Source organism: Tranquillimonas alkanivorans, from assembly GCF_900115595.1.
Lineage (GTDB): Bacteria > Pseudomonadota > Alphaproteobacteria > Rhodobacterales > Rhodobacteraceae > Tranquillimonas > Tranquillimonas alkanivorans.
In genome coordinates this window covers 203,374-228,608 of sequence record NZ_FOXA01000005.1, presented here as the reverse complement: position 1 = coordinate 228,608, position 25,235 = coordinate 203,374, and the positions used below count along the sequence as shown (strand labels likewise).

26 protein-coding genes are annotated in these 25,235 nt (G+C 67.3%); 11 read left to right on the top strand and 15 right to left on the bottom strand.

Annotated elements, in window-relative coordinates; all coding sequences use genetic code 11:
- Positions 1-3: 3 nt before the first annotated feature.
- The gene (locus tag BM162_RS08870) at positions 4-369 is read right to left on the bottom strand and encodes a hypothetical protein (protein ID WP_093420568.1); all 366 of its coding nucleotides are present in this window, start codon (positions 367-369) and stop codon (positions 4-6) included.
- A gap of 58 nt (positions 370-427) precedes the next feature.
- Entirely contained in the window at positions 428-3,205 is a 2,778-nt protein-coding gene (gene fdhF / locus BM162_RS08865) for a formate dehydrogenase subunit alpha (protein ID WP_093420565.1), read from the bottom strand.
- 148 nt (positions 3,206-3,353) lie between these two features.
- Between fdhF and BM162_RS08860 the strand changes: the two genes are divergently transcribed.
- Positions 3,354-4,400 (top strand): saccharopine dehydrogenase, encoded by a 1,047-nt coding sequence (locus tag BM162_RS08860; RefSeq protein WP_093420562.1) that lies wholly within the window; start codon positions 3,354-3,356, stop codon positions 4,398-4,400.
- Positions 4,401-4,404: 4 nt separating this feature from the next.
- Here BM162_RS08860 and BM162_RS08855 read toward each other — a convergent pair whose 3' ends face one another.
- Genes BM162_RS08855 through BM162_RS08845 form a run of 3 tightly spaced genes read right to left on the bottom strand, consistent with a single transcriptional unit; the run spans position 4,405 to position 7,308 of the window.
- Entirely contained in the window at positions 4,405-5,136 is a 732-nt protein-coding gene (locus tag BM162_RS08855) for an SDR family NAD(P)-dependent oxidoreductase (RefSeq protein WP_093420644.1), read from the bottom strand.
- Positions 5,137-5,167: 31 nt separating this feature from the next.
- On the bottom strand, positions 5,168-6,013 hold the full coding sequence (locus BM162_RS08850; RefSeq protein ID WP_093420560.1) for a DUF1365 domain-containing protein: 846 nt from the start codon (positions 6,011-6,013) through the stop codon (positions 5,168-5,170).
- The gene (locus BM162_RS08845; protein ID WP_093420558.1) at positions 6,010-7,308 is read right to left on the bottom strand and encodes an NAD(P)/FAD-dependent oxidoreductase; all 1,299 of its coding nucleotides are present in this window, start codon (positions 7,306-7,308) and stop codon (positions 6,010-6,012) included. The genes BM162_RS08850 and BM162_RS08845 overlap by 4 nt, the downstream gene beginning before the upstream one ends.
- A 251-nt stretch (positions 7,309-7,559) precedes the next feature.
- Between BM162_RS08845 and BM162_RS08840 the strand changes: the two genes are divergently transcribed.
- Both BM162_RS08840 and BM162_RS08835 read left to right on the top strand, forming a co-directional pair.
- Positions 7,560-8,105: a sigma-70 family RNA polymerase sigma factor gene (locus tag BM162_RS08840; RefSeq protein WP_218153081.1), complete on the top strand. Its 546-nt coding sequence runs from the start codon at positions 7,560-7,562 to the stop codon at positions 8,103-8,105.
- Between the two features lie 8 nt (positions 8,106-8,113).
- Complete coding sequence (locus BM162_RS08835) at positions 8,114-8,761, top strand: ChrR family anti-sigma-E factor (protein WP_093420553.1); 648 nt, start codon at positions 8,114-8,116, stop codon at positions 8,759-8,761.
- A gap of 72 nt (positions 8,762-8,833) precedes the next feature.
- On the opposite strand, the gene BM162_RS08830 is transcribed toward BM162_RS08835, so the two are convergent.
- Positions 8,834-9,346 (bottom strand): DUF4168 domain-containing protein, encoded by a 513-nt coding sequence (locus tag BM162_RS08830; RefSeq protein ID WP_093420551.1) that lies wholly within the window; start codon positions 9,344-9,346, stop codon positions 8,834-8,836.
- A 283-nt stretch (positions 9,347-9,629) separates the two neighbouring features.
- Between BM162_RS08830 and BM162_RS08825 the strand changes: the two genes are divergently transcribed.
- Positions 9,630-9,836 (top strand): cold-shock protein, encoded by a 207-nt coding sequence (locus tag BM162_RS08825; protein WP_093420549.1) that lies wholly within the window; start codon positions 9,630-9,632, stop codon positions 9,834-9,836.
- Between the two features lie 49 nt (positions 9,837-9,885).
- Here the strand turns inward: BM162_RS08825 and parA are convergent, their stop codons facing one another.
- Positions 9,886-10,518, bottom strand: a complete 633-nt coding sequence (gene parA / locus BM162_RS08820) for a ParA family partition ATPase (RefSeq protein WP_093420546.1) — start codon at positions 10,516-10,518, stop codon at positions 9,886-9,888.
- 135 nt (positions 10,519-10,653) lie between these two features.
- Between parA and BM162_RS08815 the strand changes: the two genes are divergently transcribed.
- On the top strand, positions 10,654-10,857 hold the full coding sequence (locus BM162_RS08815; protein ID WP_093420544.1) for a hypothetical protein: 204 nt from the start codon (positions 10,654-10,656) through the stop codon (positions 10,855-10,857).
- Between the two features lie 40 nt (positions 10,858-10,897).
- Positions 10,898-11,752, top strand: coding sequence for an urea carboxylase-associated family protein (locus tag BM162_RS08810; RefSeq protein ID WP_093420542.1), 855 nt, complete (start codon positions 10,898-10,900; stop codon positions 11,750-11,752).
- 33 nt (positions 11,753-11,785) lie between these two features.
- Here the strand turns inward: BM162_RS08810 and BM162_RS22750 are convergent, their stop codons facing one another.
- The 4 genes from BM162_RS22750 to BM162_RS08795 form a co-directional block, all read right to left on the bottom strand.
- The gene (locus BM162_RS22750) at positions 11,786-11,950 is read right to left on the bottom strand and encodes a hypothetical protein (protein ID WP_177215105.1); all 165 of its coding nucleotides are present in this window, start codon (positions 11,948-11,950) and stop codon (positions 11,786-11,788) included.
- A gap of 53 nt (positions 11,951-12,003) precedes the next feature.
- Entirely contained in the window at positions 12,004-12,747 is a 744-nt protein-coding gene (gene deoD, locus BM162_RS08805) for a purine-nucleoside phosphorylase (protein ID WP_093420540.1), read from the bottom strand.
- 10 nt (positions 12,748-12,757) lie between these two features.
- Positions 12,758-13,081 (bottom strand): H-NS histone family protein, encoded by a 324-nt coding sequence (locus BM162_RS08800; RefSeq protein WP_093420538.1) that lies wholly within the window; start codon positions 13,079-13,081, stop codon positions 12,758-12,760.
- A 147-nt stretch (positions 13,082-13,228) separates the two neighbouring features.
- Entirely contained in the window at positions 13,229-15,190 is a 1,962-nt protein-coding gene (locus BM162_RS08795; protein ID WP_093420536.1) for a protein meaA, read from the bottom strand.
- 168 nt (positions 15,191-15,358) lie between these two features.
- On the opposite strand from BM162_RS08795, the gene BM162_RS08790 reads away from it, so the two are divergent.
- The 5 genes from BM162_RS08790 to BM162_RS08770 all read left to right on the top strand — a co-directional run bounded on the left by BM162_RS08790 (position 15,359) and on the right by BM162_RS08770 (position 21,454).
- Positions 15,359-16,720, top strand: coding sequence for a 1-acyl-sn-glycerol-3-phosphate acyltransferase (locus BM162_RS08790; RefSeq protein WP_439332826.1), 1,362 nt, complete (start codon positions 15,359-15,361; stop codon positions 16,718-16,720).
- Between the two features lie 110 nt (positions 16,721-16,830).
- On the top strand, positions 16,831-18,114 hold the full coding sequence (gene ccrA / locus BM162_RS08785; protein WP_093420531.1) for a crotonyl-CoA carboxylase/reductase: 1,284 nt from the start codon (positions 16,831-16,833) through the stop codon (positions 18,112-18,114).
- Positions 18,115-18,454: 340 nt separating this feature from the next.
- Positions 18,455-19,168 carry a helix-turn-helix transcriptional regulator gene (locus BM162_RS08780; RefSeq protein WP_093420529.1) on the top strand — a complete coding sequence of 238 codons (714 nt, stop codon included), beginning with the start codon at positions 18,455-18,457 and terminating at the stop codon, positions 19,166-19,168.
- A 70-nt stretch (positions 19,169-19,238) separates the two neighbouring features.
- Entirely contained in the window at positions 19,239-19,868 is a 630-nt protein-coding gene (locus tag BM162_RS08775) for an acyl-homoserine-lactone synthase (protein WP_093420527.1), read from the top strand.
- A gap of 53 nt (positions 19,869-19,921) precedes the next feature.
- On the top strand, positions 19,922-21,454 hold the full coding sequence (locus BM162_RS08770; RefSeq protein ID WP_093420525.1) for an ATP-dependent DNA helicase: 1,533 nt from the start codon (positions 19,922-19,924) through the stop codon (positions 21,452-21,454).
- 3 nt (positions 21,455-21,457) lie between these two features.
- Here the strand turns inward: BM162_RS08770 and BM162_RS08765 are convergent, their stop codons facing one another.
- From BM162_RS08765 to BM162_RS08750, 4 genes are all read right to left on the bottom strand, one after another.
- On the bottom strand, positions 21,458-22,207 hold the full coding sequence (locus BM162_RS08765; protein WP_093420523.1) for a TIGR02186 family protein: 750 nt from the start codon (positions 22,205-22,207) through the stop codon (positions 21,458-21,460).
- A complete protein-coding gene (locus BM162_RS08760) occupies positions 22,207-23,121 on the bottom strand; it encodes a sulfite exporter TauE/SafE family protein (protein ID WP_093420520.1) in 915 nt (304 codons plus the stop codon). Before BM162_RS08760 ends, BM162_RS08765 begins: the two co-directional genes overlap by 1 nt.
- 326 nt (positions 23,122-23,447) lie before the next feature.
- Positions 23,448-24,251 carry a purine-nucleoside phosphorylase gene (locus BM162_RS08755; RefSeq protein WP_093420518.1) on the bottom strand — a complete coding sequence of 268 codons (804 nt, stop codon included), beginning with the start codon at positions 24,249-24,251 and terminating at the stop codon, positions 23,448-23,450.
- Positions 24,235-25,233, bottom strand: coding sequence for an ABC transporter permease (locus BM162_RS08750; protein ID WP_093420515.1), 999 nt, complete (start codon positions 25,231-25,233; stop codon positions 24,235-24,237). Before BM162_RS08750 ends, BM162_RS08755 begins: the two co-directional genes overlap by 17 nt.
- Positions 25,234-25,235 lie beyond the last annotated feature (2 nt).

The window sequence follows — 25,235 nt, the reverse complement described above, 5'->3', positions numbered from 1 at the left end:
CCGTTAGACGTTCGGGCCGGTCGCCGAGGGGCATGCGCAGTCGGCCAGAAGGTCGTTCGCCTTCTCCGACCGTTTCGCCGCCGGCACGGATTCCAGCGCGGCGCGCGCTGCTCTCAGCCCCCACTCGATGTCGGCCTCGACATAAGCCGGGCGATCCCCGCCCTCGCCCAACTCGGCGCCGCGCGCGTCACGGCTTTGCCGGGCGACGCGGGCGAAGGCGGACAGCGCCGCCTCCCGCTCGTCGCGCAGAAGCTCGTCCAGGTCCTCCTGCGTGAACTTCGCCACGTGGTCGGCCATGTAGTCCGGAATCCCGCGATCCTCGCCTAGGATGTCGGCGAGCGTCTTCTTGGTCCAGGTGTTGTCGGCCATGGGTCTGCCTCCTTGCTCTCTCGCATGGGCAACGACCTCGGGCGGCCGCCGGGTCCGACTACTCCGCCGCGATATCCTCCACCGCCTCGACCCGGACGGCCGAGAACTTGAATTCCGGGATCTTGCCGTAGGGGTCCAGCGCGGGGTTGGTCAGGATGTTGGCCGCGGCCTCAACGTAGGCGAAAGGCAGGAACACCATGTCCTCGGCCACCGCCCGGTCGGCACGCGCCATGAGGCGGATCGACCCCCGGCGGGTGCTCAGCCGGACCATGCCGCCAGGCGTAACGCCCAGTCGGCGCAGCGTGCGCGGGTGGAGCGAGCAGTTCGCCTCGGGCTCCACCGCGTCCAGAACGCGCGACCGGCGGGTCATCGACCCCGTGTGCCAGTGCTCAAGCTGACGCCCGGTGGTGAGGATCATCGGGTAGTCCGGATCCGGCGTCTCGTCAGGCGGGATGACGCTGGCCGGGGCGAACCGGGCGCGGCCCTCGGCGCGGGGGAAGCCGTCGCCGAAGACGATGGCCTGCCCCGGATCCTCGGGCGACAGCGACGGGTAGGTGACGGCGTTCTGCGTCTCCAGCCGCTCCCACGTGATGTTGTCGAAGGAGTGCATGCCGCGCTTCATCTCGGCGAAAACCTCGCTCGGGTGCTTGTAGTCCCACGGCAGGCCCAGCCGCTTTGCCAGCTCCACCGTGATCCACCAATCCTCGCGCGCCTCACCCGGAGGGGAAACGGCGGGGCGGCCCATCTGGACCTGCCGGTTGGTGTTGGTCACCGTCCCCGTCTTCTCGGCGAAGGCCGAGGCGGGCAGGATCACGTCGGCGTAGTTCGCCGTCTCGGTCACGAAGATGTCCTGCACGACGAGGTGCTCGAGCTTCGCCAGCGCATCGCGGGCGTGGTCCACGTCCGGGTCCGACATCGCCGGGTTCTCGCCCAGGATGTACATCCCGCGAATCTGCCCGTCGTGCACAGCATCCATGATCTCGGTGACCGTCAGCCCCTTCTGGGACGAGAAGTCGCCAGAGTTCCAGATCTCGGAAAACGCCGAGCGCACGCCGTCGTCGGTCACCGGCTGGTAATCCGGCAGGAACATCGGGATCAGCCCTGCGTCCGACGCGCCCTGCACGTTGTTCTGCCCCCGCAGCGGGTGCAGCCCGGTGCCCGGCCGCCCCACGTGTCCGCACATCAGCGCGAGCGAGATCAGGCAGCGCGAGTTGTCGGTGCCATGGATATGCTGCGAGATCCCCATGCCCCAGAAGATCATCCCTGCCTTGGCGGTGGCGAAGGCGCGGGCGACCTCGCGCACCGTCGTTGCCGGGATGCCGGTGAGCGCTTCCATCTCCTCGGGCGCGAAGCCCGACAGGTGCGCCTTCTCGGCCTCCCAATTCTCGGTATAGGCGTCGATGTACTGCTGGTCGTAGAGACCCTCTTCCACGATCACGTGCATGATCGAGTTCAGCAGCGCCACGTCGGCACCGGGCCGGAACTGGAGCATGTGCGTCGCGAAGCGCCGCAGGCCCACGCCGCGCGGGTCCATGACGATCAATTTGCCACCGCGCTTGGCGAACTGCTTGAAATAGGTGGCGGCGACGGGGTGGTTCTCGACCGGGTTCGCGCCGATGACGATGGCGACGTCGGCGTTCTCGATCTGGTTGAAGGTCGCGGTGACGGCGCCGCTCCCGACGTTCTCCATCAGAGCGGCGACCGAGGAGGCGTGGCAGAGCCGCGTGCAGTGGTCGACGTTGTTGTGACCGAAGCCCTGCCGGATGAGCTTCTGGAAAAGGTACGCTTCCTCGTTCGTGCACTTGGCGCTGCCGAAGCCCGCCACGGCCTTGCCGCCATGCTGGTCACGCAGCCTACCGAGGCCACTCGCGGCGGCATCCAGCGCCTCGTCCCACGTCGCTTCGCGGAAGTGGGTCCAAGGGTTCGCCGGGTCCACGTTGAGCCCCTTGGCCGGCGCGTCGTCGCGGCGGATCATGGGCTTGGTGACGCGATGCGGGTGGTGGATATAATCGAAGCCGAAGCGGCCCTTCACGCACAGCCGCCCCTCGTTCGCCGGCCCGTCGATGCCGTCGACGTACTTGATGCGGCCGTCCTTCACCTTCAGCGAAACCTGGCAGCCGACGCCGCAGAAGGGGCAAACGCTGTCGACCTCGCTGTCGTAATCGGCGCTGTCACCGACCTGCGCCTCGTCCACGACGCTGGCCTCCATCAGTGCGCCGGTGGGGCAGGCCTGCACGCATTCCCCGCAGGCCACGCAGGTCGATTCGCCCATCGGGTCGTCGAAGTCGAACACAGGATAGGCGTCGTGCCCCCGGTCGGCCATGCCGATCACGTCGTTCACCTGCACCTCGCGGCAGGCGCGGACGCAGAGGTTGCACTGGATGCAGGCGTCGAGGTTCACGCGCATCGCCACGTGGCTGTCGTCGAGCAGCGGGATGCGGTCGGAGTCCAGCGTTGGATACCGGCTTTCGGTCACGCCCTGCATCTCGGCCATCTGCCAAATATGGGCCGAGCGGTCATGCGCCGCGTCGCGCTCGGGCTGGTCGGCCAGCAGCATCTCCAACACCGCCTTGCGCGCCCGAGTCTCGCGCGCACCCTGGGACGAGACGACCATTCCCTCGCTCGGCTCTCGGATGCACGAGGCGGCAAGCACGCGCTCGCCCTCGATGGCCACCATGCAGGCGCGGCAATTGCCGTCGGGGCGGTAGCCCGGCGCGTCCTTGTGGCAGAGGTGCGGGATCAGGGTGCCCTCGCGCTTGGCGACCTGCCAGATCGTCTCGCCCGCGCGGGCCTCGACCTCGCGGTCGTCCAGCGTGAAACGGATGGTATCGGACATGGCGTGCCTCCCTGCTCGACCCTCAGCATAAAGCACGGTCGGTCGGGGTCCAGCGGCCCCCGGGCGACAGGGTGCGGCGCCGGGGCGACATTGCACGTTGTCGCCGCTGGGACACTGGCCTACCCAAACGTTAAAAAGGGAGTCGCCGATGACACATCTCTGGGTCCGCGCCGAACAGCGCGCGAACGAACAGCGCGTGGGGATCACGCCCGACGGCGTGAAGGCGCTGGTCGATCAAGGCGTCCGCGTCACGGTCGAGAGAAGCGCCCACCGTGCCATCGGGATTGACGGCTACCGCGACGCGGGGGTTGAGATCGCGCCCGAGGGAAGCTGGCCCGACGCACCCGCCGACGCCATCGTTTTCGGCCTGAAAGAGCTGCCCGACGGCAGTACGCCCCTGCGCCACAGGCACATCATGTTCGGGCACGCCTTCAAGGGGCAACCTGCGGGGCGCGAGCTGCTGAAGCGGTTCCGCGCGGGGGGCGGCGCGCTCTATGACCTCGAGTACCTGGTGGACGAGAATGGCCGCCGCGTCGCCGCCTTCGGCTACTGGGCAGGCTATGCCGGGGCGGCCGTGGCGCTCAAGTGCTGGGCGGCGCAGACGCGGGCCGAGATGTGCGGGCCGGTCGGTGTCTACGACAGCCCCGATCAGCTGCTTGAGGAGTTGCGGGCGGAGCTGCCGGACGAACGTCCGACGGCAATCGTCATCGGCGCGCTCGGGCGCGTCGGCCGGGGCGCGAGCGACCTGTGCGCGGCGATGGACGTGCCCCTGACAAGGTGGGACATGGCCGAGACAGTACAAGGCGGACCGTTTCCGCAGATCCTCGAGCACGACATCTTCCTCAATTGCATTCTGGCGCAGCCGGGCTGCCCGGTCTTCGTGCCGACCGCGGCCGCCACCGCGCCGCGCCGGCTGAGCGTGATCGGTGATATCGCGTGCGATCCGACCTCGGACTTTTCTCCGATCAAGGTCTACGACCGCACGACCAGTTGGGAGAAACCTGCCATCCGCGCCCACGGAAACCCGCCGCTCGACGTCACGGCGATCGACAACCTGCCCTCGATGCTGCCCGCGCAGGCGTCGGAGGATTACGCGGCGCAACTTCTGCCCAGCCTGCGCACGTTGCATCGGCTGGACACGGGCGTGTGGGGGCGGGCGCGCACGGCGTTCGAAGCGGCGATCACGGACCTCTGAAGCGTCAGGAGAACAGCCGGTAATAAGCCCAGTCCGGGAGGAACTGTGCCGCGCGGAACATCGCGGCGAAGCCGGCCGGGAAGCCACGGCGAAAGCCGCCGGCGGTCATGTGCTCGAACACCTCCCGCGCGGCGGCGTCGGGCTCCATCAGGAACGGCATGTTGAAGTCGTTCTTGTCCGTCAGCCGCGTGCGCACGAAGCCGGGATTCACCAGTTGCACCTCGACGCCGCCATTCCGGAACTCGGCGTGCAGGCTCTCGGCCAGGTGCATCACCGCCGCCTTGGACGAGCCGTACCCGACCGAGCGCGGCAGCCCCCGGTATCCTGCCAGCGAACCGGCGAGAACCACATGCCCGTAGTCGCGGCGCGCCATCTCGGGCACGACGCGGCCCAGCACGCGGGCGGCGCCGGTGAAGTTGACGTCGCACATCGCCTCGACCTTTTCCGCGTCCCACTCCCGCGCCCGCTGCGGCCAGTAGACTCCGGCCATGTAGACCAGGCCGTCGATCTCCCCGACCCGGTCCGCCGCCGTCGCGACGCTCTCCGGCTTTCGGACGTCCAGCGGCACGACGCTGGCGCGACCGGGCAGCGCCCCGGCCAGCTTGGCCAGGCGATCCTCGTTCCGTGCGCTCAGCACCAGCTCGACGCCGGCGCGGCTGAGTTGCAATGCCAGGGCCCGGCCCAATCCCTCGGACGCGCCGACGATCCAGTACCTTTTCCCGTGCCAGTCCCTCACACCCGCCTCCCGCGTGACGCGCCGATTGTTCTCAGGCGGCATCCTCGGGCACGCGGGGACCGGCGTCCAGCCCGGCCGCATGCGGCACCGGCTCAGGCGCGGCGGTCGGGCTGGACCGGGTGAAGGGGTGCGCGGGCGGCTCGGGCCGGGTCCGATAGCGGGCGCCCTTCCACCACAGCTTCAACGCCTGCCAGTGGATCAGCGCCAGGACCCGCCGGGACCCGAACGGGCGGCGCAGGCACATCGACAGGACCGCGTGGTTCGTCAGCGGCTTGCGGCGCCCCGACAGAGTGGCGACCAAGCCGCCCTCCCCCGTGCCATAGTCGATCCGGATGGCGATTCGCTCCGGCCGGATGTCGAAACGGAAGCCGTAGACACCCGCGACCGGCTGGAAAGGAGACACGTGAAACATTTTCCTCGCCACGACCGTGTCGTGCCGCGTGATCGGCCCGAAGTCGCACCGGTGGCAGAGATACGCGTGCCGGTCGCCGAACGTGTTCGTCACCTCGGCCACCACAACGCGCAGGCCCCCCGCGCGGTCGTGGACCAGCCAGAAGCTCACGGGGTTGAACACGTGGCCCAACATACGGGGCTGCGCGATCAGCAAAAGCTGTCCGTCCGTCACGTGCGCGAGCCCGTGCTCTTCCAGCACCTCGCGCAGCCACACCGCCCCGCGCCCCTGGCCGGGCGGACCGCCGTGATCGATGTCGTGCAACGCGGTCAGGCCGGGCGCGTTGCGCCGGAACAGGCGCAGCTCGCGCACCTGCGCCTCGGGGTCAAGGCAGACGTAGTCGACGCGGTAGCGGAAGGCGTTGCGGATGCCGCCTTTGCGGCCGTGGAACGTGACCCCGGCCAGATGCTCGACCGCCGCGCTCACCTGACGGCCAGCGTTTGCGGCCTCGCACGCTCGAGCGCCGAGACGGTTTCGGCCGCAGCGGCGACGCCGTCTTCGTGGAAGCCGTTGCCCATCCATGCGCCGCAGAACCACGTCCTGTGCATCCCGTTGATCGCGCGCACGGTGTCCTGCGCCGCCAGCGCCTCGCGGTCATAGACCGGGTGGCGGAACTCCGTCTCGTCGTAGATCAGCGCGGGATCAATGCGGCGGCGTGGGTTGAGCGTAACGAAAAGCGGATCGTCCTGCGGGATCGGCTGAAGCGAGTTCATCCAGTACGTCAACTCGACCTCGGAGGCAGGGCCGCGACCGGGTGCGGCATAGTTCCACGACGCCCAGGCACCACGCCGCACCGGCATCACCGACGGGTCGGCGTGCAGCACCGCCCGGTTACCCTGGTAGCGCACCGCCGTGAGCGCAGCCCGCTCGACGCCGGTGACGTCGGACAGAAGGCGGAGCGTGTCGTCGGCATGGGTGGCGAACACTACCTGGTCGAAGCTCTCCGCCTCCGCCCCCCGCACCCGCAGCCGGACGCTCCGCGGCTCGCGTGCCACGGTAGCGACCGGCGCGGCGAGTCTCAGCGCGACGCCCTTGGCGACCAGCGCCGCCTGAAGCCGCCGGACGTATTCGGCCGAGCCGCCGCGCACCGTGTACCAACGGTGCTGGCCTGTGTGGTGCAGCAGTGCGTGGTTGTCGAAGAAGCGGACCAGCGCCTGCGCCGGGAAGTCGAGGATGCGCTCGGCGGGTGTCGACCAGATCGCGGCGGCGAGCGGCAGCAGGTAGTAGTCGCGGAACCACGCCCCCGTGCCCAGCCGGTCGAGCAGGTCGCCGATGGTCAGGTCCGGCCCGTCCGCCGCCGCCAGCGCGCGGGCGTTGAAGCGCAGCACGTCGCGCAGCATCGACCAGAACCGCGGGTCGCACAGGTTGCGCTTCTGCGCGAACACCGCCCGCAGGTCGCGCAGGCCGAACTCGAGCCGGCCGCCGTCGATCGAGGCGGCAAAGCTCATGTCGCTTTCCGCCACGGGCACTTCCAGATCCTCGAACAGGTTGACGAGGCGCGGATAGTTCACGCGGTTAAAGACGATAAAGCCGGTGTCCACCGGTTGGTCGCCGCGCCGGCCCGCCAGCACGGTGCGCGCATGTCCGCCCAGCCGCGGTTCGGACTCGTACAGCACGACGTCATGCCGGTCGGCCAGCATGTAGGCGGCGGCCAGCCCAGAGATGCCGCCGCCCACCACGGCGATGCGTCTGCGGCCGGCCCGCCCGGTTCCCTGCGGCATCTGCGTCCCCTCATTCTCGCGCCGCTCCACTACGCGCGGCTTCGTGTCGCGGATCAAGCGCCGCTGCGGAACCTTATGTCCGATCGACGAATTTTCCGACCGTTCCGGTGATCCGCTCTCGTCCTGCCGGCGTAAGACAGGACATGCTGACCGATGCTTACCTGACGGAGAAACCGGGTGCGACCGCACCGCCGCCGCGTTACGCTGCGCTCAATGCGCCGGCGAAACGGCGCGGGACAAGCAGGAAGCAGATGGTCGCCGAGACGAGACAGACGGACTGGATCGAGCATGTGCGCCGCATCGAACAGGAGCGGGACGAGACCGCGTTCGCCGAGTTGTTCCAGCATTTCGGCCCGCGCGTGAAGGCGTTCCTGATGAAGTCCGGCGCGAACGAGACATTGGCAGAGGAATGTGCGCAGGAGGTCATGGCGACGCTGTGGAACAAGGCGCACCTGTTCGACCCTTCGCGGGCGAGCGTGGCGACGTGGATCTTCACCGTCGCGCGCAACCGCAGGATCGACGCGCTGCGCAAGCAGAAGCGGCCCGAGCCCGAGGATCTGCCCTGGGGGCCCGAGGCCGAGCCGGACCAGGAAGAGGTGCTCGCCCTCCAGCAGGACACCGCACGGCTGGGCCGCGCGCTCGCCGATCTGCCGGAAAAGCAGCGGCACCTGATCGAGAAAGCCTACTTCGGCGATCTGAGTCATACCGAGATAGCGGAGGAAACGGGCCTGCCGCTGGGAACGATAAAATCGAGGATACGCCTGGCGCTGGATCGCCTGCGCCACGCGATGAGGTGACGACACCGATGGACACGATCAAGCACCATCTGACCGAGTCCCTGCTTATGGGATACTCGTCAGGCAACCTGCCCGAGGCGTTCAACCTCGTGGTCGCCGCGCACATTTCGATGTGCGACGACTGTCGGGCACGCCTTGCCAGCTATGACGCGGTAGGCGGCGCGGTGCTGGACGACACGGCGCCGGCCTGTCTGGCCGCCGACAGCTTCGAGCAGACGCTCGCCCGCATCAAGGGCGAGGCGCCGGGCCGGCCGACGATCAGCCGACCCGCGCCGGGCGTTCTGCCGGCGCCGCTGCGGGAATACGTCGGCGGCGACGTGGACGCGATCCGCTGGCGTCCCGTGGGCGGTGGTGTGAAGCAGGCCGTTCTGCCGACCTCGCAGGACGCGACCGCCCGCCTGTTGCGCATCCCGGCGGGTGCCGCGGTGCCGGACCACGGGCACCGGGGGCTCGAGTTGACGCTGGTGCTTCAGGGGGCGTTTCACGACGAAACCGACCATTTCGGACGTGGCGACGTGGAGGTGGCCGGTGAAGAACTTCACCACACACCCACGGCCGAGACCGGAGAGGACTGCATCTGCCTTGCCGCAACGGACGCGCCGCTGCGCTTCCGGGCGCTGATCCCGCGACTGGTCCAGCCGTTCCTCGGCATCTGAAGGATCCGACAAAGAAAAGGCCGCGCGGATCACGCGCGGCCTTCCTGATTCCGGTCGCTTGGCTAGTGGCGCTCAGCCCTCACCGTCGTCCTGCGGCATCTGCTCACTCATCCGCTCGCGCAGCATCGCGGTGATGCGCTCGTTCAGCGCCTCGTCCGTGGTCGAGGCTTCGCCGATCGCGATGTACTCCTCGACCGTGATGCCGTCGGCGTTCTCGATAGCTTGGCGCATTTCCTCGTTCGCATCCTCGATGAGCTGGCGGCGCTCGTTCTCGTCGGCGGCCTGCTGGATGTCGCCCGAGTAGCTTTGCTGAAGCTCCGCCACCTCGATGGCGGCTACGACGAAGGCGTCGAGCTGTTCGTCGGAGAAGTCCGTACCGCCCGCGTCAGCGGTCGCTTCGCCTTCGGGCATCCCGGACATGTCGTCCTGCGTGTTCATCATCTCGCCGTCGGAGGATTGCATCATCCCGCTGTCGGCGTCGTTCATGTTCATGCCGTCATCCGTCGCCTGCTGCGCGGAAAGCGGCGCGGCGAGTGCGAGAGCGGCGGTGGTGGAAAGCGTGGCGATGTAGGTGCGGAAGGTCACTATCGGTTCCTTTCGTGCATTCTTGGATGAGGGCGCGTCGGCGCCGGCTCGGGCTGACAACGTGCCCCGGCCCGCCAGGTTCGGCACGAAGGGGTCACGACAGCGTCACCGGCGAAAGCTTGCACGAATCCTTGCAATGGTTGGCGGATGCGCGCATATGAGTCGGGCGACGTTATCTCTATCGATCCCCTGTCTGACTACCTGGCAGCAGCGCACTCGATCAGCTCTGACTACGCCAGGCTGCTGCAATTTCGCGAGCAGCACTCAGACAGGAGTATTCACGATGGCCACCGGCACCGTGAAATGGTTCAACACCACCAAAGGCTACGGCTTCATCGCGCCCGATAACGGCGGCAAGGACGTCTTCGTCCACATCTCGGCCGTAGAGCGCGCCGGCCTCACCGGCCTTCAGGACGACCAGAAGGTCACCTTCGACCTCGAGTCGGGCCGCGACGGCCGCCAGAGCGCGTCGAACCTGGCGCTGGCGTAAGCCGGCCTTCGGGCGCCGCCACCGCGGCGCCCTTCCCTACGGCGGAGGGTCATCCGCCGAACTCTCCCGACAATTCAGACCAGAGCGCCCGCACTTCGTCAGCCGCGGGCCCTGTGCGTTTGCGCTCCAGCGCGCTCGACCCGTCGCCCAGTGCCTCGGCATAGATGACGCGGTTGCGCACGATGGTGTTTGCCCGGCCCGCGTCCAGCTCCGCGACAGCCCGCTCGACCCGATCCGTCAGACGCGCCCGGGGCGCTGCCCGATTCAGCACGATCCGTGCCGGCCGCCCCTCGCGCCGGGTCAGGTCCAGCACACTTTCAACCGCCCAGAGATCCAGGTGCGACACCGCCACCGGCACCAGCACCAGCGACGCCTCACGCAAAGCCGGCCGCAGGTCGGCGTCGACCTTGGGCGGTGTGTCGACCACGACAAGGTCGTGCACCTTGCGCAGCTTCTCGCACTCATACGACACGCCCCACGCGCTGGCCGTGGCGAAGTCGAAGCCCGGCGCTTCCAGCCGTTCCCGGCGCGCCATGAACCAGCGGCCCAGGCTCCCCTGCGGGTCGGTGTCGAGCAGGGCCACGGAAAGCCCGGCCTCCCGCGCCGCACAGGCGAGGTTGACCGCCAGCGTTGTCTTGCCCGCGCCGCCTTTCTGCTGAGCCAGTGTCAGTACGTGTCCCATGTGTCCTCACCCCCGCTGCGGCGCAGCATAACGACGCAAGGGCAGGCTTGGAAAGCGCTGTGACGCGCCACCCGCTGGCCATTGCGCAAGTGGCGTATAGGTTGCGCGGCACATGCCCTTGCAGGAGGAACTGGAATGATCATCGTTGTCGGGCTTCTGGTTGCCTTCGTGCTCCTGCTGGTCTTCGCCCCACGCGGGACGCGGAACTGCCGCTGGCGCGAGCGGCGGTCCTTCGACCGCGACGGCGAGCGATACTTCCACTGCGCCTATTGCGGCGCGGAGACCTGGAAGGAGGGGGACGCCCCGCCCAAGCGCTGCCTGCGCGACGCCGGGGAGTGAGCGGCTTTCCTTCCCCCGGCCGCCCGGCGATAGTGCCCGCATGATGCCAAAACACGCCGCCCCAACCGACGCCGAAGACCGCCGCGCCGTCCCGCCGGTGATCTGCTACCCGACCGAGACGCTGCCGAAACCGGACCTGGCACTTTATCAAGCCGCGCGCGGGGAGGCCAAACCAATCCACGCCGTCGACGTGCCCCCACGCGACGCCCGTTGCTTTCACGTCGAAGCCGGGCAGTTCTTCCGCATCTCCTGCACCGAAGGCTCGCAGGTGGGCGACCTGAACCTCTGGTCGGAGTCCGATTTTTCCGAGCGGTTCTATTCGGGCAAGACGCGGGCGCTGCACGGCACGCACGTGTCGACCGGCGACCGGCTCTGGTCGTGCTTTCCGTATCTGAGGCCGATGGCCACCGTCATCGAAGACACGCTCGACTGGTACGGCATCGACGGCTACGGCGGCGGCGTGCACGACGTGATCGGGACGCGCTGCGACCCCTATACCGGGCGGCTGCTGTCGGGCGGCGACTACCACTATTGCTGCCACTCGAACCTGACGCGCGCCTTGGCCCAGGAAAAGGACCTGCCGCTGCACGAAGCCGAGGCGCATGTTCACGACGTGCTCAATGTCTTCATGTGCACCGGTTTCACCCGCGACACCGGGCAGTATTTCATGAAGGCGTCGCCCGTGAGGCCCGGCGATTACATAGAATTCTTTGCCGAGATCGACCTGATCGGGGCGCTCAGCGCCTGTCCGGGCGGCGATTGCGGCGACGAACATTCAAGCGACGCGGCACGCTGCCATCCGCTGAAGGTCCAGGTGTTCGCACCACATGCGGGGGTGCTTGAAAGATGGACGCCCCCGACGCGAAATGCGTACGGGGGCGCGCACGGAATCTGAAACGGCCCGACCGGGCCGTGGCAGACCGGCCGATCAATCGGCCTCGATCTCGTTTTCGAACCCGTCGGTCGGTGCTTCGACCGACTCTTCGAAGATAACGCCTTCGCTGTCGTAGCCCATATCGTCGCCCATCGTTTCGCAGCCGGCGAGGAAAAGCGCCACGGGAGCCATCAGTGCAAGCTTCATCTTGGTCGTCATAACACACTCCTTTACGTTCGCACGCGTCCGGAATTGGCCGCGCCGCTCCCCTCTTACTTGTCTTGCGACATACGTCCGTCAAGGGCGGGACTGCTGGCGAAAGCCGCGGCGAGGGCGATTTGCACCATATCGCCAAAGCTGCGCTCACGTTCCGAGGCGGGCATTTCCTCTCCGGTCAGGAGGTGATCCGAGATCGTAAGCACGGCCAGAGCACGGCATCCGTACCGGGCCGCAACCGCATAAAGCTCTGCCGTTTCCATCTCGACCGCCAGCGCTCCGTGTCGCATGAGCAGTTCGTTCAGATCCTCGCGCGCGTCATAGAACGTATCGGACGAATAGATGCCACCCACATGCGTGCGCACGCCCTCCGCCCCGGCCGCGGCATGTGCTGCCGCGAGCAGCCCCCAGTCCGCCGCAGGCGCGTAATTCAGCTCACGGAAGAGGCTGCGGGACGGAGTCGAGACCGAGGAAGCGGTCATCGCGAGGACCACGTCGCGCAGACCCACGTGGCGCTGCATGGCCCCGGCCGACCCGATACGCACCAGTGTCTTCGCGCCGAAGTCACGGATCAACTCGTTCGCGTAGATCGACAGCGACGGCATGCCCATCCCGCTGCCGTGGATTGTGACGGGCCGTCCGTTCCAGGTGCCGGTGAAGCCGAGCATGCCGCGCACCTCGTTCACGAGCCGCGGCTGGTCGAGGAAGGTTTCGGCGGCCCACCGCGCGCGCAGGGGATCGCCGGGAAGGAGCACGGTCTCGGCGATGTCGCCGGGCCGCGCCCCGATATGAACCGTCATGCGCCGGCGCTCAGATCTCGAATTCTTCGATCGAGCGGCCCTGCTTCAGCGCGTCCTTGATCCAGCCCGGCTGGCGGCCACGGCCGGTCCACGTCTGGTTCGGATCCTCGGGATTGCGGTACTTCGGCGCGTTCTTCACCCGCGATTTGCCCTTGGTGCCGTTCACCAGTTCCTCGAGCGCGAAGCCGTGCTCGCGAGCCATTTCCTCGGCTGCGCGGCGCGCTTCGGCCTTCCGGCGCGTCTCGAGCGTCTTGAGCGCCTTCTCGACATCGCTTCGCAGCTTTTCCAGCTCCTTGCGCGAAAGCTTGTCGAGGTCGACCTGTTCGATTTCCATTCCTGTATCTCCGCATAGTGTTTTTGCGCAGATAGAATCTGCGTCGCGCTACATCTATGCTAATTCGAGAAATGGCAATAGGAAAATAAAAATTTTGGCCGCATATATACTTTCGTTAAAACCCCTGAAACGACGAATGGAGTACTTTCATTCCGCGGCAGCAGCCTCGCGGTCGCACAGCCGCAGAATGTCCCGCATGATCGCATCAAGAAGATAGTCTTTCGGCGTATAGACTCCCGCAATTCCGCGTTCGCGCAGTCGCCGCGCATCGGCCTCGGGAATGATGCCGCCGACAAGCACCGGAATGTGGCCCGCACCCGCCGCGTCAAGCCGGTCAAGCGTCTCTTCCACCAGCGACACGTGGCTTCCCGAAAGCACCGAAAGCCCGATAACATCGACCTCTTCCTCGACGGCTGCGCCGACGATTTCTTCCGGGGTCATCCGAATGCCGCGATAGCATATGGCCATGCCGCAATCGCGCGCCCGCGCCGCGATTTGTTCCGCCCCATTGGAATGGCCGTCCAACCCCGGCTTTCCGATCAGAAGGCGCGGCACGCGGCCCAGTCGCGCCGCGACCGCATCCACCTCGGCCCGCAGATCGTCCAGCCCCTCAACCCGGTTCGACGGCGCCGGAGAGACACCGGTGGGCGCACGGTATTCTCCGAAAGCCGTCCGCACCACGTCGCCCCATTCCCCGGTTGTCGCGCCGGCTTTCGCGGCTTCGACGGACGGCGGCATGATGTTGTCGCCATTGACCGCCGCGACCCTCAGCGCGTCCAGCGCCCGGCGCACCGCTGCCTCGTCCCGCTCCCGGCGCCAAACATCTAGGCGGGCGATTTGGTCCGCCTCCGCCGCCGGGTCCGCCTGCATCACCGCCTCGGGTCCTGAGGTCAGGGGTGACGGCTCTCCGTCCCTCCATCGGTTCACCCCGACAACCGTCTGCGCGCCGCGCTCGATCCGCGAAATGCGTTCCGCATTTGCTTCGACCAGCCGCGCCTTCATGTATTCGATGGCCGAAACGGCGCCGCCCATCGCCTCGATCTGGGCGACTTCCGCACGGGCGGCATCCTTCAACGCGGCGACCTTTTTCGCCACCGCCGGGTTCCCGTCGAACAGGTCCTCGTATTCCAGAAGGTCCGTCTCGTACGCCAGGATCTGTTGCATGCGCAGCGACCACTGCTGATCCCAAGGACGCGGAAGGCCAAGCGCCTCGTTCCAGGCCGGCAATTGAACGGCCCGTGCACGCGCGTTCCGGGAAAGCGTCACCGCCAGCATTTCCAGAAGGATGCGGTGGATGTTGTTCTCGGGTTGCTGCTCGGTCAGGCCAAGGGAATTGACCTGAACGCCGTACCGGAAGCGTCGGTATCTCTCATCCTCGACGCCATAGCGTTCGCGGCAAATCTCGTCCCAAAGCTCTACGAAGGCGCGCATCTTGCACATCTCGGTGATGAACCGGATCCCTGCGTTCACGAAGAAAGAGATGCGGCCGACCATCTTCGGAAAATCATCGGCCGCGACCTTGCCGCGCAGATCATCGAGAACCGTGGTGGCGGTCGCGAGCGCGAAGGCGAGTTCCTGTTCCGGCGTCGCCCCCGCCTCCTGCAGATGATAGGAACAGACATTCATCGGGTTCCATTTCGGCAGATGCGCGCGCGTGAAGGCGGCGACGTCGGTGATCATCCGCAGCGACGGCGCGGGCGGGCAGATATGCGTGCCACGCGACAGGTATTCCTTGATGATGTCGTTTTGCACCGTGCCCTGCAGGGCGGCGATGTCGGCACCCTGCTCCCCGGCCACGGCTATGTAGAGCGCCAGCAGCCAGGGCGCGGTCGCGTTGATCGTCATCGACGTGTTCATCTGGTCGAGCGGGATCCCGTCGAACAGCGCCCGCATGTCGCCAAGGTGCCCCACCGGAACGCCCACCTTGCCAACCTCGCCCCGCGCCAGCGGATGATCGCTGTCATAGCCCGTCTGCGTCGGCAGGTCGAAGGCCACGGACAGCCCCGTCTGCCCGCGCGCAAGATTACTGCGGTAAAGCGCGTTCGACGCGGCCGCCGTCGAATGGCCCGCATAGGTTCTAAACAGCCACGGCTTGTCTCGGTCCGACATCGGCACCTCGCGCGCTTGATGTATTATTTCAAATTTCACCAACTATACAGAATAATAATGCTCGTAAAGATGCTGCGTCTGCGAAATGACCTTAGCTTTCGCCCGGCGTGTCGTGAAATCTTCCGCCCGGTCGCGCGATCTGCCACTTTGCCGGGCATGACGGCAACCGTGGACATCCCGATCTGGCTTCTGGTGCTCATCCTGCTTTTCGCAGGAATTGCGGCGCTGGACCGCGTGCTTGGCCCGACCGTGCGCTGGTTCCTTCGCCGGCGGATGGAGCGTGTGGTGGCCGAGCTGAACAAGCGGCTCGAACGGCCGATCCAGCCATTCAAGCTGGCCCGCCGCCACGACATGATCCAGCGCCTGATCTATGATCCGAAGGTGGCCGAGGCGGTGGCGATGCACACGCGCGAGACGGGCCTGCGCGAGGACGTGGCCTTTGAAGAGGCGCGCCGCTACGCGCGCGAAATCGTGCCCTCCTTCTCGGCCTCGGCCTATTTCGGGTTCGCCATCCGCGCCGCGCGCTGGCTCTCGACCCGGCTTTACGACGTGCGGCTCGAGACTGTGGACGAAGCGGCGCTGGCCGCCATCGATCACGATGCGACGGTGGTCTTCGTCATCAACCACCGCAGCAACATGGATTACGTGCTCGTCACCTACCTGGCGGCCGAGCGGTCGGCCTTGTCCTATGCGGTCGGCGAATGGGCACGGGTCTGGCCGCTCAGCCGTCTGATCCGGGCGATGGGGGCGTATTTTATCCGCCGGAAGTCGCGCAACGCGCTCTATCGCCGGGTGCTGGCGCGCTACGTTCAGCTTTCCACATCGGCGGGCGTGACCCAGGCGATCTTCCCCGAAGGTGGGCTTTCGGTCGACGGCCGCGTGGCGCCGCCGCGCATGGGCCTTCTGAGCTATATCGTGGCCGGGTTCGATCCGCGCGCGCGCGACGTGGTCTTCGTGCCCGTGGCGCTGAACTACGACCGCGTCATCGAGGATCGCGTGCTCGTCGCGGCCGCGCGCAGCGGCGATCGACGGTTCCGGGGCTCGTTCCTGACCGGCGCGCGCTTCGCCGCCCGCTGGCTCTGGCGGCGGGTGACCGGTCAGGCCCGCCGCTTCGGCGTCGCGGCCGTGTCCTTCGGCGCACCGCTGTCGATGAAGGCGATCCGGGACGAGACACCGCAGGCCGGCCCCACCACCGTCGCCGACATGCTGATGGCGCGCATCGCGGCGCAGGTGCCAGTGACGCCGGTCCCCCTTATGGCCGCCGCCCTGGCCGAGACCGGAACGCCCGTCATGGCCGAGGACCTGCTGGCGCGGGCGCGGACGCTCCTGCCGCCGGGTGTGACCCGTCCGGAGGACCTGGAGGGCGCGCTACGAATGCTGAAACTGCGCCACATCCTCGTGGACGGCCCGGACGGCATCACGATCCGGCCGGGGCAGGAGGCGGTCGTGGAGTACTACGCCGCTTCGGTCGAGCACCTGATCCGGCCCCGGCGCATCGCCTCCGAGCCGGCTGCAACGGCAGAGTCATAATATTTCACAGATGCCATATTTAAGGTTGCTAAATTACCCTGCCGATCCTATCCGGTAGAGAGCGCGGCGATTCTGCGCCGCGGCATCTTGAGGCGAGGGAGATGGCTGAAATGGCTCTGGACACCAACACCGGCCCGCTGACCTATGACGCGCCGAAGAAGGATCTTTACGCCGTGGGCGAGATGCCCCCGTTGGGTCACGTGCCGGCGCAGATGCACGCCTGGGCAATTCGGCGCGAGCGCCACGGAGAGCCGGACACGTCGATGCAGCTGGAAGTCGTGGACGTGCAGAAACCGGACAGCCACGAAGTGCTCGTGCTCGTGATGGCCGCCGGCGTGAACTATAACGGCGTCTGGGCCGGTCTGGGCGTGCCGATCAGCCCATTCGACGTGCACGAGGCCGAGTACCACATCGCCGGCTCCGACGCGTCGGGAATCGTCTGGGCGGTGGGCGACAAGGTCACGCGATGGAAGGTCGGCGACGAGGTCGTGATCCACTGCAACCAGGACAACGGTGACGACGAAGAATGCAACGGCGGCGACCCGATGTTCTCTCCCTCCCAGCGCATCTGGGGATACGAGACGCCCGACGGTTCGTTCGCGCAGTTCACCTGCGTGCAGGCGCAGCAGCTCATGCCGCGCCCCAAGCACCTGACGTGGGAGGAAAGCGCCTGCTATACGCTGACGCTGGCCACCGCCTATCGAATGCTGTTCGGACACCACCCGCACGAGCTCAAGCCCGGGCAGAACGTGCTGGTCTGGGGCGCGTCGGGGGGGCTCGGGTCCTATGCAATCCAGCTCATCAACACCGCGGGTGCCAACGCCATCGGCGTGATCTCGGAGGAGGACAAGCGCGAGTTCGTGATGTCGCTCGGCGCCAAGGGCGTCATCAATCGCAAGGACTTCGACTGCTGGGGGCCGCTACCCAAGGTGAACACGCCGGAGTACAAGGATTGGTTCACCGAGGTCCGCAAGTTCGGCAAGGCCATCTGGGACATCACCGGCAAGGGCGTGAACGTCGACATGGTGTTCGAGCATCCCGGCGAGGCGACGTTCCCTGTGTCGACCTTCGTGGTCAAGAAAGGCGGCATGGTCGTGATCTGCGCCGGGACCACCGGCTATAACCTGACGATGGACGCGCGCTATGTCTGGATGCACCAGAAGCGCATCCAGGGATCGCACTTCGCGCACCTCAAGCAGGCGGCGGCGGCCAACAAGCTGATGATCGAACGGCGGCTCGACCCCTGCATGTCCGAGGTCTTCGGCTGGGACCAGATCCCGGCGGCGCACATGAAGATGCTGCGCAACCAGCACAAGCCGGGCAACATGGCGGTGCTCGTGCAGGCCCCCCGCACCGGCCTGCGCACGTTCGGGGACACGCTCGAAGCCATCTGAGCCACCGCGCCGCGAAAGCGCTTCAGCCGGCGCCGCCCGACCGGCGGCCGCCGGCATTTCCGCGTCGCGGCCGAGCCACGGCCGCTTCGCCCTCGCTATTTATGGGGAGGACGAATGCGCGAATACCGGCGACACTTTCAATTCGCTATATTTGAGTAACGGATCGTTAACCAATGGGTACGAGGCTCGATCATGGCAGACGAATGGATCCTCGACGTTCTGGCGGACCTGCATGGCTTTGCACGGGACAACGGGATGCCTGCCCTCGCGTCGCAGTTGGACGAAGCCGTCCTTGCCGCGGCGCGGGAACTGGCGCCGAAACCCGGAGGACGACCCGCGGATGCAGCGCAAAACCCAGGCTGCCATCGAGGCGCTCGAGGCGACGGAGTCGCTGGATGAGCTGAGCGGATTCATCCACCGGCTGCGCGACATCCTTGAGGTCGAGCACCTCGTCTATCACGCGGTCAACGGCACCGGCGGGCAATACGCCGCGCTCACCTATTCCGCCGACTGGGTGGCACGCTACGTGGCCGAGGATTACGCCCGCATCGATCCGGTCGTTCTGGAAGCCCAGCGACGATTCCGCCCCGTCGACTGGAGCAAGCTCGACTGGTCGAATCGAACCGCCCGCGCCTTCAAGGCGGAAGCGCTCGACGCCGGCTTGGGCCGCCAGGGTTTCTCGCTCCCCATCCGCGGGCCGGCTGGGCAGTTCGCGCTTTTCAGCGTCAATCACCGGTGCCCGGCGGAAGAGTGGCAGAGGCTGACGGAGAGCCACCTGCCCGACCTCATCCTGCTGGGACACCACATCAACCAGCGCGCGCTAACCATCGAGCGGGGCAGCGACAAGGTGCCGTCCTGCCGCCTGTCTCCGCGCGAGATAGACGCGCTGACCCTGCTGGCCGCCGGACGAAACCGGTCGCAGGCAGCCGAGACGCTGACGATTTCCGAGCATACGCTGCGAGTCTACATCGAAAGCGCCCGTTTCAAGCTGGGCGCCAACAACACCGTCCACGCCGTTGCCATGGCGATGAACCAAGGCCTTCTGCTGCTCTGACCGTACGGTATGGCTGCGCGGCGTTAACGCTTTTGCGGGCATAAGCCTCCGACGAAAACGGAGGACTTCCATGATCCGCTACATTTTCGGCGACGCGCTCGACCGCTATCCCCTGCTGCGCGACAGCATGTTCCGCGACCGCGCCGCGCAATTCCGGGCGCGGCTTCACTGGGACGTGACGACGGACGCGGCCGGGCACGAGCGCGATCAGTACGACGCGCTCAACCCGCTTTACGTAGTGTGGCAGCGGCCCGACGGGCGGCACGGCGGCTCTTTGCGCTACATGCCCACCACCGGCCGCACGATGTTGGCCGAACATTTCCCGCACCTGGTAGATGTGCCAATGATCCGCAGCCCCCATATCTGGGAATGCACGCGCTTCTGCCTTGCCCCGTGTGCGCCGGGCCACGTGTCGGCGGCGCTGATGCTGGGCGGGCTCGAGGCCGGCCTGCGGTTGGGGCTGAGCCACGCGGTCGGCGTGTTCGACGAGCGCATGATCAAGGTCTATCGCCGCCTCGGCTGGCCGCCCGCCCCTCTGGGCAGCACCGGCGAGGGCCGCGACCGCATCTGTGCCGGGCTCTGGGCGTTCGAGCCCGAACTGCGCGCGCCGCTCGCCCGCCGGGCCGGGATCGCGCCGGACCTCGCGGCGCACTGGTACCACCGGGCCTTCGGGGAGGGGCCGCTTGCTCTTGCCGCATGACGACCGCGCGGCAAGGCTGGCGGGCGTGCGCCGGTCGGGCTAGGGTCCGCGCCATGTCGGTGCCCCAGCTCCAGTTCTCAGAAGACCAGGCGGAAGCCTTCGACCGCGTGACCGAGGCCCTGCGCGGCGCGGGCATCGACCTCGACAACGAGGCGCTGCGCCCGATGCAGGCGTCGAAAAGCCAGACGCTTGCCGTCATCGGCAAGGCCGGGTCGGGCAAGACGATGCTTCTGTCCCGCCTCTACCAGTCGCTGGTCGAGGCGGGGGTCGAGGTCGTGGGCGGCGACTACGAAGCGCGCAAGAAGCACGAGCGGCGCACCCTTGCCATCCTGGCCCCCACGAACAAGGCCGCCAGCGTCCTGCGCAACCGCAAGGTGCCCGCGACGACGATCCACCGCATCCTCTACACTCCGGTCTACGACCCGGAATACGAGAAGATCGCCGAGTGGCTGGCCGGCAACGAGGACCGTCCGACCATCGAGGGGATGAGCGACGAGGCGCTGAACCGCGCGCACGCCTTCTTCCAGACGCACGCCTCGATTCCCGGGGCGCTGGCGGCGGCGGGGCTGCGCGGGTCGGACTTCATCACGGGCTGGAAGCGGCGGGACGACCCGCTCGACATCGGGTTCGTCGACGAAAGCTCGATGCTCGACAAGCGCCAGCTCGAGGATCTGCAGGAGATCTTTCCTACCCTCCTGCTCTTCGGCGATCCGGCGCAGCTTGCCCCCGTGAACCAGTCGGGGACGATGGTGTTCGACACGCTGCCGGACGAGGGCAAGCTGGTGCTCAACCGCATCCACCGGCAGGAGCGTGACAACCCGATCCTCGACCTCGCCCACGCGCTCGCCGACGAGAACCTGACCTTCGAGGGGTTTGAGCGGATGGTCGAGGACGCGGCGCGCAAGGACGACCGGGTGGTTCTGGGCCAGCGGGTCGAATCCGACCTGATGGCGCGCTCGCCGGTGCTGGTCTGGCGCAACGCGACCCGCATCCGGCTGATCCACGCCTTCCGCAATGCATATGGCGCGCCAACCGACGCGCTGCTGCCGGGCGAGCCACTGATCTGCGACGGGATCGAGCTGCCGCTGAAGCACCGCAAGAAGCGCATCGACCTGGAACAGCGCGGGCTGATCAAGGGGGCGCAGGTGATCTGGCTGGGCCCCGGCAAGCGGCAGGGCTTCTCGCGCCTGCACGTCATTGGAGCCGAAGACCCGCAATTCAGCGCCGCCTCGATCGTGAAGATCGAGATGCCGGACGAGGAAGAGCCGTTCATCCCCTTCGCGGCCAACATGGGCGCGGCCTTCCTGCACGGGGCGGCGGTGACGATTCACAAGGCGCAGGGCTCGCAATGGCCGGTGGTGCAGGTCTTCGCGCCCGACCTTTATGCCGCGGCGCGCGTGGGGCGGATGGAGGCGGGAGTGCCGCTGTGGAAGCGGCTCGCTTATGTCGCCATCACCCGCGCCGAGGAAAAGCTGATCTGGGTGGTCCGCAACCGACTGGCCCGCCCGACCGAGCCGCTTTCGACAGAGGACCTGCGCGCCAAGCCCGCGCCGCTGAAGCTGGAGTCCGACACGCCCGAAGCGTGAGGCTCAGGTCCGCAGGTACCGGAACGCCGCCGACGCGCCCCACCCCGCCGCGATGGCGATGACGAGCGACAGGATGCCGTAGGCCAGGGGCCGCTCGTGGGCCAGCACGAACAGAAAGCGCTCCAGCCCGACCTTCTGCACAAAGATCGCGGTCGAATAATCGCTGACCACGTGCCCTTCGCGCGTCAGGAAGATGCGGACGTCGTAGTTTCCCTCGACCAGGTTCGCCGGCAGCACGACCGAGGTGTCGAACAGCGTCTGCTCGGTCACGTCCACGGTGCCTTCGTTGAACTGGTAAAGCCCCTGCCCCGACCTGATGCGGATCAGCGCCTCGGTAAAGCGGGTCGGATCCTCGACCTGCGCGCCGACGGCGCGGATGGCCCGCGGAACGGTGATGGCGTGGCGCAGGTCGTCGGTGTGGCGCAGCACCTCTTCGATCGGCCCGCTGGTGGCCACGGCGTAGAAGCTGGGCGCGGCGTCCACTTCCACGAATTCGGTGTTTACCCAGATCAGCGCCGTGCGCGATTTGCGGCGCACCGTCACCGGGCGGCTCGGCCCCGAGACCGTGATCACAACCTCGAGCGGCGGCTCCTCGATGATCGGCTCTTGCCGCTTCACCGCGCCGAAGACCAGTATCTCGGAGCCGTCGAAGTTCGCGGTGATCGAGATGCGACTCTGGCTCAGGCCGGCCACGACCTCCTCGGCCCGCACGGGCAGCGCGAGGCAGGCCAGCAGCAGGGCGAGCCGCAGCATCAGGCGCCCTCCGTCCCGAGCGAGTAAAGCTCGTTCGGCTCGATCAGCAGGTCGAGCGCGATCTTGCCGCAGACGGCCAATACCATGATCGCCAGCAGGATGCGCAACTGCTCGGCCTTCAGCAGCAGCCCGATTTGCGCGCCGACCTGCGCGCCGACCACTCCGCCGATCAGCAAGAGCAGCGCCAGCATCATGTCGACGGTGTAGTTCGTCGTCGCGTGCAAAAGCGTCGTGAAAGCCGTGACGAAGATGATTTGGAACAGTGACGTGCCCACCACGACCTTGGTCGGCATCCCCAGTAGATAGATCATCGCCGGCAGCATCACGAAGCCGCCGCCCACGCCCATGATCGCGGCAAGCACGCCGACGAACAGACCCACGAGAAGCGGCGGGATCACCGAGATATAGAGCCCCGAGGTCCTGAACTTCATCTTGAGCGGCAGGTTGTGCACCCAGTAGTGCTTGCGCCGCTGCGTGCGTCCGCCGGACTTCTTGGCCTTGCGGATGGCGTTCAGGCTTTCGATGAACATCAGCAGCCCGATGGTGCCCAGAAACAGCACGTAGCTGAGCTGCACCAGCAGATCGACCTGTCCCAGCTCGCGCAGAAGGGCAAAGACGCGCACGCCGATGGCCGAGCCGACGAGCCCGCCGATCAGCAGCACCGTGCCCATTCTGAGGTCCACCGTCTTTCGTTTCAGGTGGGCCAGCACGCCCGAGAACGACGAGGCGACGATCTGGTTGGCCTGCGTGGCCACGGCGACTGCGGGCGGGATGCCGATGAAGAACAGCAGGGGCGTGAGGATGAACCCGCCGCCAACGCCGAACATACCCGACAGGATCCCGACGATGCCGCCCAGGCCCAGCAGAAGGAAGATGTTCACCGAAACTTCGGCAATGGGCAAATAGACTTGCATCGGGCGGTCCGGCATTGGGCGCATGTCCTAGAAAGCACCGTTTGGCCGAAATTTCCAGCCCGAGCGGAAGAGGCCGCGTCGCGCGGGTCCGGGCATGGCGTGGGGGAACACCGGAGCTTATCGCTGGTCAGTCCGGGCCAGCGGCCGGCCACGCCTTGGAGCGGGCGCCAACCTGAGGCAGTCACGCCTCATGCAAGCGCAACGTCGTCATTCCCGCGGAAGCGGGAACCTTTCAACGTCAGCGCCAAGATCGGTGCGAAGCGGAAAGAGGCCCCCGCTTGCGCGGGGGTGACAGCGGGAGACCGGGGCCGCGCCCTGTCCGCTCCTCACGCGCCGCGCAGGAACCGCCGCAGCACTTTCTCCAGCTTCGCCGCGCCGAGCGGCGCCATGGCCTTGGTATGCTCGTGGCTGATCGCCTCGTCGCTCATGCCGGCGGCCATGTTGGTGATGGTCGAGATCGCGGCGGCCTTCAGGCCCAGGAACCGCGCCAGAATGACTTCGGGCACGGTCGACATCCCCACGGCGTCCGCGCCAAGGGTGCGGATGGCGCGGATCTCGGCCGGGGTCTCGAAGGAGGGACCGGAATACCAGGCATAGACGCCCTCGGGCAGATCGACCCCCTCGGCCTGCGCCGCCTCGGCCAGCCGCGCGCGCAGCGCCGGGTCATAGGCGTCCATCATCGGGACGAAGCGGGCGTCCGTCGGCTCGCCGATCAGCGGGTTGAGGCCCGAGAAGTTGATGTGGTCGTTCAACATCATCAGGCTGCCGGTCGGCATCTCGGGGCGCAGGCTGCCGGCCGCGTTGGTGGCGATCAGCGCCTCGGCCCCCAGCGCCTTGAGCACCTCGAGCGGCAGGCGCATCGCGTACGGCCTGCCGTGTTCGTAGTAATGCGAACGGCCGCCGAAGACGGCGACGCGCACGCCTTCGAGTTCGCCCACCACCAGCTTGGCGTTATGTCCCGAGACGCCGGTGCCCGGAAACCCAGGAAGCTGGCCATAGTCGATGGCCACGCCCTCGACCTGCTCGGCCAGCGCGCCCAGTCCCGACCCCAGGATCAGACCATAGAGCGGCGGCTCGGCTCCTGCCCGGTCGCGGATGAAGGCGGCGAGGTCCTCAGCGTTCCTTGACATAGGGCTTTCCTCCGGCACGGGGCGGGATCGCGCGGCCGACGAAGCCGGCCAGGATCACCACCGTCAGGATGTAAGGCAGGGCCTGCATGAACTGCACAGGCAGTTCGAAGCCCACAAGCTCGATGTTCTGGTACCGGTTGCCGACCGCCTCGAGCAGGCCGAACAGCAGGCACGCCCACAGCGCGTACCACGGCCGCCACTTTGCGAAGATCAGCGCAGCCAGCGCGATGAAGCCCCGCCCCGCCGTCATGTCCTTCACGAACCCGGCGGCCAGCCCGGTGGAAAGGTATGCGCCCGCGAGGCCGGTCAGCAGGCCCGCGATCAGGATCGAGGCATAGCGCAGCCGGACAACGGACACGCCGGCCGTGTCCACGGCTGCCGGGTTTTCGCCCACCGCGCGCAGGCGCAGGCCGAAGCGGGTGCGGAACAGCACGTACCACGACACCGGCACCGCCAAGAGCGCCACGTAGACAAGGATCGTGTGGCCCGAGATCATGTCCCAATAGATCGCGCTCAGCCCCGTCGGATCGCCGTCCCCGGCCCGTTCGGCGCGGAAGGCGTCACGCATCGCCACGGCGCCCGGCCAATCCAGAGAGTCGAAGCGCGCGTCGCCCGACAGCGATGGCGTGCGGCCGCCTTGGCTGAACCAGTCCTGCGCGATCAGCACCGTCATGCCCGAGGCAAGGAAGTTGATTGCCACGCCGGAAATGAGCTGGTCGCCCTTGAACGTGATCGAGGCCAGCCCGTGGATCAGCGAGAACAGGACCGCCGACACGATGCCCGCGCACAGGCCGATCCAGACCGACCCGGTCATCGCCGCCACGGCGGCCGAGAAGAAGGCCGAGACCAGCATCTTGCCCTCGAGCCCGATGTCGATGATGCCCGAGCGTTCGGAGAACAGGCCCGCGAGGCAGGCCAGCAGCAGCGGCGTCGCCAGGCGGATCGTCGAGTCGAGGATCTGGATGATCGTCAGGAAGTCCATGT